This is a genomic window from Streptomyces kaniharaensis (assembly GCF_009569385.1).
Lineage (GTDB): Bacteria > Actinomycetota > Actinomycetes > Streptomycetales > Streptomycetaceae > Kitasatospora > Kitasatospora kaniharaensis.
The window spans coordinates 1,961,796-1,975,913 of the sequence record NZ_WBOF01000001.1 but is presented as its reverse complement, the minus strand read 5'-3'; the positions used below and the strand labels follow the sequence as shown (position 1 = coordinate 1,975,913).

The following is a 14,118-nucleotide window of genomic DNA, read 5'->3' as shown; positions in this document are numbered from 1 at the left end:
CGTCCTTCCCCACGGAACCCGCGCCCCGAGGAGGACCGGATGCCGTCGAGCATCGCCCGTCCCGCCGCGCTCGCCGTGGCAGGTCTGATCATCATCCTCCCGCTCAGCGCGGTCAGTTGCTCCGCCGCCCAGAAGGCCCTCGACTGCGGCACCACCGCGGCCCGCGTCACCGGCGACATCGCCGACGTCACCAGCGCCTACAGCAATGCGAGCAACGACTCGGCCACCGCGGGCAAGGCCCTGCAGAAGCTGAAGAACGACCTCGACCAGCTGGGCCGCAACTCCAAGAACACCGACGTCGTCAAGGCCGTCAACGACTTGAAGACCCAGGCCGACAAGGTCCAGCAGGCCGTCGACAAGAAGGAGGTGCCCGACCTCAAGCCGCTCGGCGACGCGGCCGGGAACCTCACCTCCGTCTGCACCGGCTGACGGCTGTCCACCGCCGGCCGACCACTGGCGGCCGTCCACTGCCGGCTTTCCGATGCCGGCCGTCCACCGGCGGATAGGGTGGGCGATATGTCCACGCGATTGATCCTCGCCACCCGTAACCAGCACAAGGTCGCCGAACTCCGCGCCATCCTCGGCGAGGCCGGCCTGGACGTCGAACTCGTCGGTGCCGACGCCTACCCGGAGATCCCGGACGTCCCCGAGACCGGCGTGACCTTCGCCGAGAACGCCCTCCTCAAGGCCCGTGCGCTGGCGCGCGCCACCGGCCTGCCCGCCGTCGCCGACGACTCCGGCCTCTGCGTCGACGTCCTCAACGGCGCCCCCGGCATCTTCTCCGCCCGCTGGTCCGGCAAGCACGGCGACGACCGCGCCAACCTCGACCTGCTGCTCGCCCAGCTCGCCGACATCGACGCCGCGCACCGCGGCGCCCACTTCTACTGCGCCGCCGCCCTCGCCCTCCCCGACGGCACCGAACGCGTCGTCGAGGGCCGCCTCCTCGGCACCCTGCGCACCGCCCCCGCCGGCGACGGCGGCTTCGGCTACGACCCGATCCTCCAGCCCCTCGGCGAAACCCGCACCTGCGCCGAACTCACCCCAGCCGAGAAGAACGCCATCAGCCACCGCGGCCAGGCCTTCCGCGCCCTCGCCCCGGTCGTGAAGGACCTCGTCGCCTGACGATCCGCAGGAATGGCAATGGCCCGCTGCCCTTCGATTCGAAGGGCAGCGGGCCGATCCGCTTAGTACGCCCGGTGGGACTCGAACCCACGACAATACGGACCTAAACCGTACCTCTCTAGCCAGCTGGAGTACGGGCGCACGCCGTAGCAAGCCTACCGGTAGAAGACTCCCGCCGCGGCCGCATTTCCAAGTCGGAACAGCTACGCGGCGGTATCGGTCCGGGCGCCGGTGCGGTTCCTGTTTCGACCGCAGTAGGTCGGCGTGATGGAGTGACAGTTGGGGCAGAGCAGGCGGAGGTTCTCCCGGCGGTTGTCGAGCCAGTCGCCGTTGACGTGGTCGACCTCCAGGGTCATCGGACGCCCGAGCCAGGTCGGTGGAGTGCCGCACAGCTCGCAGACATCGGGATGCCCGATGCGTACGAGCATGGCGCGAAGCCGGTCACCCGGGACGCGCTGGCTTCCCGGCGGGCGTCGCACCAGCAACTCCTCGGCCGTACGCCGCGGCCCGGTCCTCTGCCCTTTGTTGTGCGCCCGTCCCGTGAAGTGGCTGGTGTCGAGCCGGTGGAAGTCGATGGCCTCCCGCACCAGCGTCCGCGAGTTGCCGCAGTCGGTCATCCCGAGGGCCAGGATCACGGCGCGGATGCTTCGGTGTGCGGCCACGGCCCGTGCCAGTGCCTCCTCCGGGAGGGCTTGGGCCCTGATGCGGCCGTCGCCCCTGAACGTGAAGTGCGCCGTGTCGATGCCGAACTCGGCCAGGCGCTTCTTCAGGTACAAGTAGAGGCTGTCGTACGGGGTGACGCCCAGGTAGGCCATCATCGCGTTGATGCTGTCGCTGTTCGCGGCGGCCTCGGCCAGAACGTCTCGTGGGTAGCGGCGGCGCCCGTAGTCGGGTCGGCCCTCGTTGAAGTGCGAGGTGTCGATCCCGTAGTGCCTGAGCCGCTTGCTCAGGTAGCTGTGCGTACCACCGGCCATCGGCACGCCGAGCCTGCGCATCATGTCGTTCACGCTGCTGGACTCGGCCGCCAGCGAGGTGAGCAGTTCACGGGTGTACTTGACCGGCATGTCGTCCCCCATCGGGCTGGTGTGCGCCCGTCCCCCGGTGTGCGAACGACCGGCGAGCGGATTGGTTACGGCCCGCGGGGTGTTCGGGAGTTGACTGCCAATTGGCGCGGTGGCGGTGCACCCTGGTCAGGGGTGCACCGCCACCGTTGCGTTGTGCGTACGGATCTACGCCGCTTCGACCTTCAGGTCGCGCAGCAGCTTGGCGACGTGGCCGGTGGCCTTCACGTTGTACAGCGCGTGCTCGACCTTGCCCTGCTCGTCCACGATCACCGTGGAGCGGATGACGCCGGTGACGGTCTTGCCGTACAGCTTCTTCTCGCCGAACGCGCCGTACGCCGCCAGCACCTCCTTGTCCGGGTCGGACAGCAGGGTGACCTTGAGGTCCTCGGCCTCGCGGAACTTGCCGAGCTTCTCCGGCTTGTCCGGCGAGATGCCGATGACGTCGTAGCCGGCGCCCGCGAAGGCCTGCAGGTTGTCGGTGAAGTCGCAGGCCTGCTTGGTGCAGCCGGGGGTGAGTGCGGCGGGGTAGAAGTAGACGATCACCTTGCGGCCCCGGTGGTCGGCCAGTGACACCTGGTTGCCGTCGGCGTCGGGCAGGGTGAAGGCGGGCGCGGTGTCGCCGGGCTGGAGACGCTCACTCACGGTCGGACTCTCCTGTTGCTGGGGCGGGGTCGTACCACGGCAAACTTACCTCCGTTGGTGGGTGGGGCCGCGCGGCCGTGCCAGGCAGCTGACAGACTGGGTCAGTCGCACAGGACAGCATCAGTGAAGTGAATGGGGTGGCCCGAGTGGGCGAGGCGAGCAAGGACATGTCGGCGCGGACGACCGCCCAGATCGAGGCGGACATCGTCCGGACCCGCACCCAGCTGGCGGAGACCCTGGACGAGCTGGCCATGCGCGTGCACCCGACCACCATCAGCGCCCAGGTCAAGGCCAAGGCCGTCGCCGCCGTCGAGGAGAAGGCCGGCAAGGCGTACGTGGCCGCCAACGGCGCGGTGGAGAAGCTGCGGGCGCAGTTCGTGGACGAGAAGGGGCAGCCGCGCGCGGAGCGGATCGTCCCGGCTGCGCTGGTCGGTGTCGGCGTGGTGCTGCTGATCGCCTCCGCCCGCAAGCGGCGCAAGGGCTGAGCGGGTACGACCACCGGGGCCGGGCGCGGTGCGCGCCCGGCCCTCCGCGTGCCGGGCCAGCGTCACACTCCGCGCCCCGGAGCGGTACCTTCGGGACCGTGAGTACGAACGACGAACCGACCGCACAGCCGATCCCCGATGCGCCCCGGCACGACCGTCTCGGCGAGAAGCTGCCGATCAGGATGCTGCACGACCGCGTCCTGGTGAAGATCGACGCCGGTGAGGGCGAGCGCCACTCGACGGGCGGGATCATCATTCCGGCCACCGCGGAGCTGTCGAAGCGCTGCGCCTGGGCCGAGGCCGTCGCGGTGGGCCAGAGCGTGCGCGCGGTGGAGCCGGGCGACCGCGTGCTGTACGACCCGGAGGACAAGCTGGAGGTCGAGGTCCGCGGCGCGACCTACGTGCTGCTGCGCGAGCGCGACCTGCACGCCGTCGCCGCGACCCGCTTCGGCGACACCGAGGGTTCGACGGGGCTTTACCTCTGACCGTGGAGCCGCTGCGGTACTTCTTTGAGCCGGGCGTCGTCGGTACGGCGCTGTGGCCGTTCGACATGGACAGCCCGTACGGCTACCCGACCGAGCCGGGGCGCCTGCCGGTCAGCGCGGCGCTCGCGGCCGAGCTGGACGAGCTGTCCGCGTGGTTCCAGTCCTCGATCGACTGGGACTACCCGCCGGACCCGTCCCCCTGGTCGCAGGACGAGAAGGACCGCTTCAACACCCGGGCCCGGGCCGCCCTGGACGCGCTGCGCCGGGAGCTCGGCCCGGGCTGGACGGTCGTGGACGAGTTCCTACCGGTCCGCTGAGGCGGCTGACCGTCGCCCCCGGTGCCCTGGCAGAGCACCCGCCTGTCGGTGGCGGGCGTTAGGGTCCGGGCATGAGCAGGCGTGTGCCGGTGATCGGGGACGAGGAGCGGCGGGCCCGGGTGGGGCGGCGGCACCTGTTGGTGCCGTCCGGGCGTGTGGCGCGGGTGGAGGAGGCGGCCGACGCGGTGGTCGGGCTGCATGCGACGGACGCCGCGACGGTGTACCTGTCGGCGTGCGCGCGGCTGGCGGAGCCGTCGGCGGCCGCGGTGGAGCGGGCGCTGTACGAGGACGTCTCGCTGGTGAAGCTGCTGGCGATGCGGCGGACGATGTTCGCGGTGACGGAGGAGTTCGCGCCGTACGTGAGTTCGTCGACGGCGCGGGCGATCGCCGCGAAGGAGCGGGCGACGCTGCTGAAGCACCTGCGGGATCTCGCCGAGGGCTGGGACGAGCAGCGGCTGGCGGCGGCCGAGCGCGCGGTGCTGGCCGCGCTGGAGCGGCGAGGCGAGGCGACGACGAAGGAACTCGGCGACGACGTCCCGGAGTTGCGCGAGCAGATGGTGATGTCGGCGGGCAAGCCGTACGAGAACAAGCAGAGCGTCGGCAGCCGGCTGCTGCGGCTGCTGGCCGCGGACGGGCACGTGCGGCGGGGGCGTCCGCGCGGGTCGTGGCTGAGCAGCAGCTACCCGTGGGCGCCGGTGCCGCAGTGGCCGGACGTGCCGGTGCGGGAGGCTAAGGCGGAGGTGGTGCGGCGCTGGCTGGCGTCGTACGGGCCGGCCACCGTCGAGGACGTGAAGTGGTGGACGGGCTGGACGCTGGGGGACACCCGCAAGGCGCTGGCGGACGTCGGCGCGGACGGCGTGGAGCTCACGGGCGGGGCGGCCGCGCTGGTGCTGCCGGGGGACGCGGAGCCGGTGGGCGAGCCGGAGCCGTGGGCGGCGCTGCTGCCGGCGCTGGATCCGACGGTGATGGGCTGGCGCGGGCGGGACTGGTACCTGCGGCCGGAGGACGTCCCGGCGCTGTTCGACCGGGCGGGCAATGCGGGGCCGACGGTGTGGTGGTGCGGCCGGGTGGTGGGCGGCTGGGCGCAACGCTCCGACGGTGAGGTGGTGTGGCGGCTGTTCGCCGGTGTCGGGGCGGAGGCCGAGGCCGCGATCGCGGGGGAGGCGGCGCGGTTGGCGGGCTGGCTGGGTGAGGTGCGGGTGACGCCGCGGTTCCGGACGCCGCTGGAGCGGGAGTTGGTCGCGAAGTAGCCCGGCGGGCGGTCCCGGCTCCCGGCCCCTCGGCTCCCGGCCCCCGGTCACCGGGCTGCCGGCGTCACGGCACCGCGGGCGGAGTCGCCGTGCCGCTGACGGGCGGTGCGGTGGCGGTGGGCTGGGTGGTCGGCTTGGGCGGGCGCGTCGGGGTGGGCCGGGCGGTGGCGGTCGGCTGGTCCTGGGTGGGGGTCGGGAGCGGCGCCTGCGGGCTGGGGACGACCGGGGCGGGGGTGGGCTCGCCGGTGGCGGTGGGCTTGGCCGGGGCGGGGCCGGTGGGTGCGGGGGCGCTGCTCGGCGGCGCGCTGCCGGCCGTGGGGCCGGGGGTCGCGCTGGGGGTGGCGGAGGCGGAGGCGCTGCCGGTCGGCCAGGTGTACTGGCTGCCGTTGCCGCGGCCGGTCTGCAGGTCGAACTGCTGGACCGCGGTGCCGTCGAGGGCGTCGGTCATGTAGGCGGTCCAGATCCTGGTGGGGAAGGTGCCGCCGTTGATCCGGGTGAGGCCGGCGGTGCCGGCCAGCGGCTCCTTGGCGTGGGTCTTCGGGTTCTCGCGGAACAGGCCGACGGTGGTGGTGAGTTCGGGGGTGAAGCCGGCGAACCAGGCGGAGAGGTTGGAGTCGGTGGTGCCGGTCTTGCCGGCGGCGGGCCGGCCGAGGTCGAGGGCGGCGGCGCCGGTGCCGCGCGGGCTGACGACGTCGCGCAGGACGTCGGTGACGGTGTCGGCGGTGGTCCGGTCGAGGGCGTCGGTGGGGGTGTGCTCGGGCATCTTGGGGACGTCGATCGAGCCGGAGCCGGCGTTGGCGCGTTCGAGCTTGAGGACGGACCAGGGGGTGTGCGCCTGGCCGTGGTTGGCGATGGCGGCGTAGGCGCCGGCCAGGTCGAGGGCGCTGGGGGTGGCGGTGCCGAGGGTCATCGAGGTGTTGGCCGGGTCCATGCCGGGCACGTTGTCGGGGATGCCGAGCTTGACGGCGGTCTCGCGGACGCGGGCGAGTCCGGCGTCCACGCCCTCCTGCGCGTACACCGAGTTGACGGACTTCACCATGGCGTAGCGCAGGGTGATGTTGCCGTAGTCGACGTTGTCCTCGTTGGGCGGCGCGTACGGGGTGGGGCCGCCGGTGACGGGGCGTTCACTGGTGCCGTCGTAGCGGGTCTCGGGGGTGATCGGGCGGCCGTCGAGGGTGTGTTGGGCGATGAGGCCGGCGGCGAGGTCGATGGGCTTGAAGGTGGATCCGATCTGGTTGTCCTGGCGCAGGGCGTCGTTGTAGGGCTGCTTGGCGTAGTCGGCGCCGCCGTAGACGGCGACGACGCGGCCGGTGGCGGGTTCGACGGAGGCGCCGGCGACGCGGACGTCGGTGTCGGTGGTGGGGCGGGCCTTGGGGTCGAGTTCGCCGGTGAGTTCCTGCTGGACGGCCTTGGTGAAGGCGTCCTGCCTGGGCTTGTCGAAGGTGGTGGTGATGCGCCAGCCGCCGGCTTTGAGGGTGGGGGCGTCGATGATGCCGGTGGAGGTGAGGTAGTCGTCGGCGACGCCGACGAGGTAGCCGGCCTGGCCGGCGAGGCCGGTGGCGGGCTGGGGGTCGATGGGCTCGGGGAAGGTGGTGGCGGCGCGGTCGGCGGCCTTGAGGAAGCCGAGTTGGACCATGCCGTCGAGGGCGTAGTTCCAGCGCGCGATGGCCTTCTCGCGGTTGGCGGGCTTCGCGGTCTTGACGTCGTAGGCGCTGGGGGCCTGGAGCAGCGCGGCGAGGTAGGCGCCCTGGGCGACGGTGAGCCCGGAGACGTCGACGCCGTAGTAGGCGTGGGCGGCGCTCTGGATGCCGTAGGCGCCGCGGCCGAAGTAGCTGCTGTTGAGGTAGCCGGCCAGGATCTCCTTCTTGTCCCGCTGCTGGTCGACCTTGAGGGCGATGAAGAGTTCGCGGCCCTTGCGGGAGATGGTCTGGTCCTGGGTCAGGTAGTAGTTCTTGACGTACTGCTGGGTGATGGTGGAGCCGCCCTGCATGCCCTTGCCGATGAGGGTGTTCCAGCCGGCCCGGACCATGCCCTTCAGGTCGATGCCGCGGTTGCGGTAGAAGGTGCGGTCCTCGGCGGAGACGACGGCGTGCTGGGTGTCGAGGGGGATCTGGTCGATGGTGACGTCGGTGCGGTTGACGGCGCCGGTATGGGCGATCTCGGTGGTGCCGTCGGAGTAGAGGTAGATGTTGTTCTGGGCGACGGCGTGGGCGTTGGGGTCGGGCACCGGGACGATGACGTAGAGCACGGCGAAGGCGCCGACGGCGAGCAGCAGCAGCGCGGTGAGGGTGCCGAGGGTGACCCGCCAGGTGGGCAGGAGCCGGCGCCAGAGCGGGAGGGCGCGGCGGGCCTCGCGGCGGGCGGCCCGTTTGGCCTGGCGTCGGGTGCTCACGGTCATGGCGAGATTATGTGCTATTTGACCGGCGCTCAGGGTCGGTTGGGTGGTGTGGGCCGGGGAAAACCGGGTGCGGCTGCCGGGGGCCGGCGGTACGGTGAAAGGTGCAAACCACATAGCGCACCCAGTTCTTGCAGCTCCGCCCGTCCGGCCCGGCACCCCCGGGTTCGGCCGGTCGGAGCTACTGCGGCGTGCGCGGATGCCAGCGGGCACCCGTCTGCCCGCAATTGTCGATAAGGAGACAATATGCCGAATGCGCCCGGGCTTTACGCCGCCGTCGCGCGCGGCGCCTTCCGCCGCTACTCCACCTACCGCGCCGCCACCCTGGCCGGCGCCTTCACCAACACCGTCTTCGGCATCATCCTGGCCTCCTCCTTCCTCGCCCTCTGGCAGGCCCGCCCGAACCTCGGCGGCTACGACCAGAGCCAGGCCGTCACCTACATCTGGGTCAGCCAGGCGCTGCTGGTCACCGTCGCCGTGTGGGGCGGCGGCTTCCAGGACGACCTCCAGGACCGCTTCCGCAGCGGGGACATCGCCGTCGACCTCTACCGCCCGGTCGACTTCCAGGGCTGGTGGCTGGCCACCGACCTCGGCCGGGCCGCCTTCCAGCTGCTGGTCCGCGGCACCGTGCCGCTGCTGGTCGGCGCGCTGGTGTTCCGCACCCGGATGCCGGAACAACCGCTGACCTGGGCCTTCTTTTTGCTCTCGGTACTGCTCGCGGTCGTCGTCAGCTTCGGGCTGCGCTTCCTCGTCTCGATCACCGGCTTCTGGCTGCACGACTCGGAGGGGGTGCGGTCGGTGATGCTCGTGGTCTCGATGTTCTTCTCCGGGATGCTGCTGCCGATCGGGCTCTTCCCCGGCCTGCTCGGCGACGTCGCGCCGGTGCTGCCCTGGGCCGCGCTGGTGCAGGTGCCGACGGACGTCTTCCTGGAGCGCCGGACCGGCGCCGGACTGCTCGGGGCGCTCGGCTTCCAGCTCGCCTGGGCCGTCGCGCTGCTCGGCGCCGGCCGGGCCGCCCAACTGCTGGCGACCCGCAGGGTGGTGGTCCAGGGTGGCTGAGCCCCTGATCGCCCGGACCCGCTGGGCGGTCCGGTCCTGGCGGCTGTGCGCCGCGATGTGGATGCGCTCGACGATGGCCTACCGGGCCTCGTTCGCGCTGACCCTCGGCGCGAGCCTGGTCACGCAGTCGCTGGACTTCGTCGTGCTGGTGCTGATGTTCCAGCACACCGACCGGCTCGGCGGCTGGACCCTGCCCGAGCTGGCCTTCCTCTACGCCACCGCGACCTTCGCCCTCGGCATCGCCAACCTGCTGGTCGGCTCGATCGACGGCCTCGGCGCGCGGATCGTCAACGGGACGCTGGACACCATGCTGATCCGGCCCGCGCCGGCCCTCTCCCAGCTGTGCGCCGAACGCTTCTCGCTGCGCCGGCTCGGTCGCCCGATCCAGGCCCTGGTCGTGCTGGTCTGGTCGCTGGCCGCCCTGGACGTGACGTGGACGTGGGACCGGGTGCTGCTGGTGCCCGCCCTGCTGCTCTGCGGCTGCGTCATCTTCGGCGCGATCTGGATCGGCACCGCGACCGTCCAGTTCTGGTGGGGCGAGGCCAAGGAGATCCAGAACTCCGTCACCTACGGCGGCGCCACCCTGCTGCACTACCCGCCGACGATCTTCGCCAAGGAACTGGTCGCCGGCGTGGTCTTCGGCGTCCCGCTGGCCTTCGTCAACTGGCTGCCCGCGCTGCACGTCCTCGGCCGTCCCGACCCGCTCGGCCTGCCCACCGCCTTCCAGTACGCCTCCCCGCTCGCCGCCGCGCTCTGCGCGGCCGCCGCCGGGCTCGCCTGGCGCACCGGTCTCCGGGCGTACCGGGGCACCGGCAGCTGAAATCACCTCCCACAGAAAGCACTTCCCATGGCACTGATCGAACTCGAAGACGTCCGCCGCACCTTCACCGTCCGCGCCCGCACCGGGCGGTTCAGCCGGGAGAAGCGCGAGGTGCGCGCGGTGGACGGGCTCAGCTTCACCGTCGAGGCCGGCGAGTGCGTCGGCTACATCGGCCCGAACGGCGCCGGCAAGTCGACCACCATCAAGATGCTCACCGGCATCCTCGTCCCCAGCGGCGGCCGGCTGCGGGTCGCCGGAGTGGACCCGGCCCGCGAACGCGTCGCGCTGGCCCGCCGGATCGGCGTGGTCTTCGGCCAGCGCACCACCCTCTGGTGGGACCTCCCGCTGCGCGACTCCTTCGAACTCGCCCGCCGGATCTACCGCATCCCCGACCGGCGATATCGCGAGAACCTCGACCGATGCGTCGAGCTGCTCGACCTCGACGGGTTGTTGGACACGCCCGTCCGGCAGCTCTCGCTCGGCCAGCGGATGCGCGGCGACCTCGCGGCGGCGCTGCTGCACGACCCGCAGGTGCTGTACCTGGACGAGCCGACCATCGGCCTGGACGTCGTCAGCAAGGGCCGGGTGCGCGAGTTCCTGCGCGCGGTGAACCGCGAGCGCGGCACCACCGTGCTGCTCACCACGCACGACCTGACCGACATCGAGCAGCTGTGCGGCCGGGTGATGGTGATCGACCACGGCCGGGTCGTGTACGACGGCGGGCTGGACGGCCTGCACGAGGCGGGCGAGAGCGAGCGGACGCTGGTCGTCGACCTCGCCGAGTCACGGGCGGCCATCGTGGTGCCCGGCGCCCGGGTGGTGAAGGTCGAGGGGCCGAGGCAGTGGCTGGCCTTCCCGGCGCAGGAGAGCGCCGCGCCGATCGTGGCGGCGGTGGCCGCGCGGTACCCGCTGGTGGACCTGTCGGTGCGCGAGCCGGCGATCGAGGACGTGATCGCCCGGATGTACACGGAGGTCGCGATCGGCTGAGCATGCGCGCCGTGGCGTTCGTCCCGCTGTCGTCGTCCGCCGGGGAGCACGTGTGGCTCCCCGGCGGGTGGTCGAGTTGACGCTGCATCGCCCGGCGGCGTCCAGAGGCGGACCACGCAGAGGTGCGATAGCTGCACCGGGAGCCGGGCGGGGCGTAGGGAGGCGTTGGTCCCGCGCGCGATCGCCGGGAGCGCGGGGCGTGCGAGCCGGAGTCCGCAGGGCGCGTGATTGCGGGGCACGCCGTCCGCTCGCGCCGGGCAGCGGGCAGACTGGCGGGGTGAGTGACGAAGCCTTCAGCGGGACCGGCCCCGGGGTCCGGTTCACCGCGGCCGACGAGCAGAAGAGACGCGGCGTCCGCCGGATGAAGACCATCGCGACCGGCCTGCTGGCCTTCGCGACCCTGGTCTTCGCCCTCGCCACCTGGGCCAAGGCGGCGGGTGCGGGCGCCTGGGCCGGGTACGTGGCGGCCGCAGCCGAGGCGGGCATGGTCGGCGCGCTGGCCGACTGGTTCGCGGTGACGGCGCTGTTCCGCCGCCCGTTCGGCCTGCCGATCCCGCACACCGCGATCATCCCGACCAAGAAGGACGCCTTCGGGCGCACGCTGGGCGAGTTCGTCGGGGAGAACTTCCTCTCCGGCCACGTGGTCCGCGGCCGGCTCGCCGCGCTCGGCATCGCCCGCCGGCTGGGGGAGTGGCTGGCCGCGCCGGGCAGTGCCGAGCGGGTCACCAAGGAGGCCTCGGCGGCGCTGCGCGGGGTGCTCGCGGTGCTCCGGGACGACGACGTGCAGGCGGTCGTCGGGGAGGCGGTGACCAGGCGGGCCGCGGCCACCTCGGTGGCCGAGCCGATGGGGCGGATGCTGGGCAAGGTGGTCGCGGACGGCGGCCACCACGGCGTGGTCGACCTGGTCGCGGTCCGGGCGCACGGCTGGCTGACCGCCAACCACGAGGAGGTCGTCCAGCGGGTCTCCCAGAAGACTCCCGGCTGGACGCCCAAGTTCATCGACCACCAGGTCGGCGAGCGGGTCTACAAGGAGCTGATGCGGTTCGTCACCGACATCCGGGACGACCCCGACCACCCGGCTCGCGGCGCGATCGACAACTTCCTCGCCGACTTCGCGACCGAGCTGCAGACCGACCCGGAGACCATCGCGCGCGTCGAGCGGGCCAAGGTGGAGCTGCTGGCCCGGCCCGAGGTGCAGGACCTGATCGCCTCCACCTGGGCGGCCGTGCGCACCCTGGTGCTGAACGCGGCCGAGGACGAGGACAGCGAGCTGCGCCGGCGCATCCGCGAGGGCGTGAGGAGCTTCGGCGCACGCCTGGCCACCGATCCCAAGCTCCAGGCCAAGGTGGACGGCTGGCTCCAGGACGCCGCCCAGTACCTGGTGGAGACCTACCGCGCCGAGATCACCTCGCTGATCTCCGAGACGGTGGCGGGCTGGGACGCCGACGACGCCTCCCGCAAGATCGAGGCCAACGTCGGCCGTGACCTGCAGTTCATCCGGATCAACGGCACCGTGGTCGGCGCCATGGCCGGCCTGCTCATCCACACCGTGGCCGTCGCGCTCGGCGGCTGAGCATATCCTTGCCAGCACGCCGATACGCGCGTAGAAGCGCTGAAGGAAGAAGGGAACCACCGTGGTCCAGCCGGACGGAAGTCGGATCGGAAACCCCAGCGGTCAGGGCGGCGCCGCCCAGGGCGGCATCGAGGCGTTCATCGCCGGGATGCCCAAGGCGGAGCTGCACGTCCACCACGTCGGCTCGGCCTCGCCGCGTGTCGTCGCCGAACTGGCCGCCCGGCACCGGGGCCAGTCGAAGGTGCCGACCGACCCGGCGGCGCTCGCCGAGTACTTCACCTTCACCGACTTCGCGCACTTCATCGAGGTCTACCTGAGCGTCGTGGACCTGATCCGCGACGCCGAGGACGTCCGTGCGCTCACCTACGGCGTGGCCGAGGACATGGCGCGGCAGAACATCCGCTACGCCGAGCTGACCATCACGCCGTACTCCTCGGTCAAGCGGGGCATCCCGGACGTCGCCTTCATGGAGGCGATCGAGGACGCCCGGGTGCGCGCCGAGAAGGAGCTCGGCGTCGTGCTGCGCTGGTGCTTCGACATCCCGGGAGAGGCCGGCCTGGAGGCCGCCGAGGTGACCGCGCGGCTCGCCACCGAGCTGGGCCCCGAGGGCCTCGTCAGCTTCGGCCTCGGCGGCCCTGAGATCGGGGTGCCGCGCCCGCAGTTCAAGCCGTACTTCGACCGGGCGCGCGCGATCGGACTGCACTCCGTCCCGCACGCCGGCGAGACGACGGGGCCGGAGACGGTCTGGGACGCGCTGCGGGTGCTGGGCGCCGAGCGGATCGGGCACGGCACGCACGCCGTCAAGGACCGGGCGCTGCTCGACCACCTCGGCGAGCACCGGATCCCGCTGGAGGTGTGCCCGACCTCCAACGTCGCCACCCGGGCCGTGGAGCGGATCGAGGACCACCCGATCAAGCAGATGGTGGACGCCGGGGTGCTGGTCACCGTCAACAGCGACGACCCGCCGATGTTCGGCACCGACCTGAACACCGAGTACGCGGTGGCGGCGCGGCTGCTGGGCCTGGACGAGACCGGGGTGGCTGCGCTGGCGCGCAACGCGGTGGAGGCGTCCTTCCTGGACGCGGCCGGGAAGAAGCGGCTGACCGGGGAGATCGACACGTACCTGGCCGGGTGGCAGCAGAGCTAGTTGCTCGCGTTTTCCCTGGTGAACCGCCCTGTCGGCCTCGGCCGGCAGGGCGGTTCTCCGTTGTGCGGCACCACTCGTTCAGGCAGTGGCGCCATCGTGGCGCCAAAAGGGCTCGACATGGCGCCACTGCCGTGCCATGCTTGAGCCATGGACCTCACGCCGTACGTCGAAAACCTTCGGAACGAGCTCGCGGTGGCCGCGGGCGCGGGCGGGGAGGAAGCCCGTGCGCTGGCCGAGCGGCTGACGCTGCCGCTGGAGTCGGCCGTGCGGCTCACCCTGCTCAACGCGCTCTCGGCCGCCATGGGCGAGATCACCCGTGAGCTCGCGCCGGGCTCCGTGGACGTGCGGTTGCGCGGGCTCGACCCCGAGTTCGTGGTCACCGTGCCGCCCGGCGCCGACCAGTTCGTCCATGAGGTGCCGCCCGTGGTGCCACCGATGGTGTCGGCGGTGCCACCCGTGATGCCGTCCGCAGTGCCGGAGCCGGAGGAGGGCGGCACCGCCCGCATCAACCTCCGCCTCCCGGCCCACCTCAAGGCCCGGGCCGAGGAGGCCGCCGGGCAGGAGGGCCTCTCGCTCAACGCCTGGCTGGTCCGGGCCCTGACGGGCGCGCTGGAGGGCGGTGAGCCGGTCGCCAGGCCGGCCGCCCAGCCCCGGCGCGGCCGCGGGCAGGGCTACACCGGCTGGGTCCAGTAACGCTTCTCCGCGCCACGACGTCACCCCCGCTCCGACCAGCGGGAACACCCTTCAGAACCACCACAGAGCCACAAGGACG

15 protein-coding genes and 1 tRNA gene are annotated in these 14,118 nt (G+C 72.3%); 12 read left to right on the top strand and 4 right to left on the bottom strand.

The genetic code is table 11. The annotated features are described in order from the left end of the window. The first annotated feature begins 39 nt into the window (after window positions 1-39). The gene (locus F7Q99_RS08955; protein ID WP_153460791.1) at window positions 40-429 is read left to right on the top strand and encodes a hypothetical protein; all 390 of its coding nucleotides are present in this window, start codon (window positions 40-42) and stop codon (window positions 427-429) included. 87 nt (window positions 430-516) lie between these two features. Further along, window positions 517-1,122 (top strand): RdgB/HAM1 family non-canonical purine NTP pyrophosphatase, encoded by a 606-nt coding sequence (rdgB, locus tag F7Q99_RS08950; protein WP_153460790.1) that lies wholly within the window; start codon window positions 517-519, stop codon window positions 1,120-1,122. Window positions 1,123-1,188: 66 nt separating this feature from the next. Here the strand turns inward: rdgB and F7Q99_RS08945 are convergent. The 3 genes from F7Q99_RS08945 to bcp form a co-directional block, all read right to left on the bottom strand. Beyond that, a tRNA-Leu gene (locus F7Q99_RS08945) sits at window positions 1,189-1,263 on the bottom strand. A gap of 62 nt (window positions 1,264-1,325) precedes the next feature. Continuing rightward, on the bottom strand, window positions 1,326-2,198 hold the full coding sequence (locus F7Q99_RS08940; RefSeq protein WP_153460789.1) for an HNH endonuclease: 873 nt from the start codon (window positions 2,196-2,198) through the stop codon (window positions 1,326-1,328). 153 nt (window positions 2,199-2,351) lie between these two features. Beyond that, window positions 2,352-2,828 (bottom strand): thioredoxin-dependent thiol peroxidase, encoded by a 477-nt coding sequence (gene bcp, locus F7Q99_RS08935; RefSeq protein ID WP_326846448.1) that lies wholly within the window; start codon window positions 2,826-2,828, stop codon window positions 2,352-2,354. 167 nt (window positions 2,829-2,995) lie between these two features. Between bcp and F7Q99_RS08930 the strand changes: the two genes are divergently transcribed. The 4 genes from F7Q99_RS08930 (at window position 2,996) to F7Q99_RS08915 (ending at window position 5,365) form a co-directional block, all read left to right on the top strand. After that, window positions 2,996-3,313 carry a DUF3618 domain-containing protein gene (locus F7Q99_RS08930; RefSeq protein WP_153465976.1) on the top strand — a complete coding sequence of 106 codons (318 nt, stop codon included), beginning with the start codon at window positions 2,996-2,998 and terminating at the stop codon, window positions 3,311-3,313. A gap of 182 nt (window positions 3,314-3,495) precedes the next feature. Further along, window positions 3,496-3,798 carry a GroES family chaperonin gene (locus F7Q99_RS08925; RefSeq protein ID WP_153465975.1) on the top strand — a complete coding sequence of 101 codons (303 nt, stop codon included), beginning with the start codon at window positions 3,496-3,498 and terminating at the stop codon, window positions 3,796-3,798. Window positions 3,799-3,800: 2 nt separating this feature from the next. Beyond that, window positions 3,801-4,115 (top strand): hypothetical protein, encoded by a 315-nt coding sequence (locus tag F7Q99_RS08920; RefSeq protein ID WP_326846447.1) that lies wholly within the window; start codon window positions 3,801-3,803, stop codon window positions 4,113-4,115. Between the two features lie 71 nt (window positions 4,116-4,186). Next, window positions 4,187-5,365, top strand: a complete 1,179-nt coding sequence (locus F7Q99_RS08915) for a winged helix DNA-binding domain-containing protein (RefSeq protein WP_153460787.1) — start codon at window positions 4,187-4,189, stop codon at window positions 5,363-5,365. 64 nt (window positions 5,366-5,429) lie between these two features. Here F7Q99_RS08915 and F7Q99_RS08910 read toward each other — a convergent pair whose 3' ends face one another. Next, window positions 5,430-7,763 carry a transglycosylase domain-containing protein gene (locus F7Q99_RS08910; RefSeq protein WP_195911026.1) on the bottom strand — a complete coding sequence of 778 codons (2,334 nt, stop codon included), beginning with the start codon at window positions 7,761-7,763 and terminating at the stop codon, window positions 5,430-5,432. A gap of 243 nt (window positions 7,764-8,006) precedes the next feature. On the opposite strand from F7Q99_RS08910, the gene F7Q99_RS08905 reads away from it, so the two are divergent. From F7Q99_RS08905 to F7Q99_RS08880, 6 genes are all read left to right on the top strand, one after another. After that, window positions 8,007-8,819 carry an ABC transporter permease gene (locus F7Q99_RS08905; RefSeq protein ID WP_153460785.1) on the top strand — a complete coding sequence of 271 codons (813 nt, stop codon included), beginning with the start codon at window positions 8,007-8,009 and terminating at the stop codon, window positions 8,817-8,819. Beyond that, window positions 8,812-9,639 carry an ABC transporter permease gene (locus F7Q99_RS08900; protein WP_407697757.1) on the top strand — a complete coding sequence of 276 codons (828 nt, stop codon included), beginning with the start codon at window positions 8,812-8,814 and terminating at the stop codon, window positions 9,637-9,639. The genes F7Q99_RS08905 and F7Q99_RS08900 overlap by 8 nt, the downstream gene beginning before the upstream one ends. Window positions 9,640-9,666: 27 nt before the next feature. After that, on the top strand, window positions 9,667-10,626 hold the full coding sequence (locus F7Q99_RS08895) for an ABC transporter ATP-binding protein (protein ID WP_153460784.1): 960 nt from the start codon (window positions 9,667-9,669) through the stop codon (window positions 10,624-10,626). Between the two features lie 67 nt (window positions 10,627-10,693). Further along, window positions 10,694-12,199: a DUF445 domain-containing protein gene (locus tag F7Q99_RS08890; RefSeq protein ID WP_407697844.1), complete on the top strand. Its 1,506-nt coding sequence runs from the start codon at window positions 10,694-10,696 to the stop codon at window positions 12,197-12,199. Between the two features lie 85 nt (window positions 12,200-12,284). Beyond that, complete coding sequence (locus tag F7Q99_RS08885) at window positions 12,285-13,346, top strand: adenosine deaminase (RefSeq protein ID WP_326847183.1); 1,062 nt, start codon at window positions 12,285-12,287, stop codon at window positions 13,344-13,346. Between the two features lie 147 nt (window positions 13,347-13,493). Beyond that, on the top strand, window positions 13,494-14,039 hold the full coding sequence (locus F7Q99_RS08880; RefSeq protein ID WP_153460783.1) for a toxin-antitoxin system HicB family antitoxin: 546 nt from the start codon (window positions 13,494-13,496) through the stop codon (window positions 14,037-14,039). The last annotated feature ends 79 nt before the right edge of the window (window positions 14,040-14,118 follow it).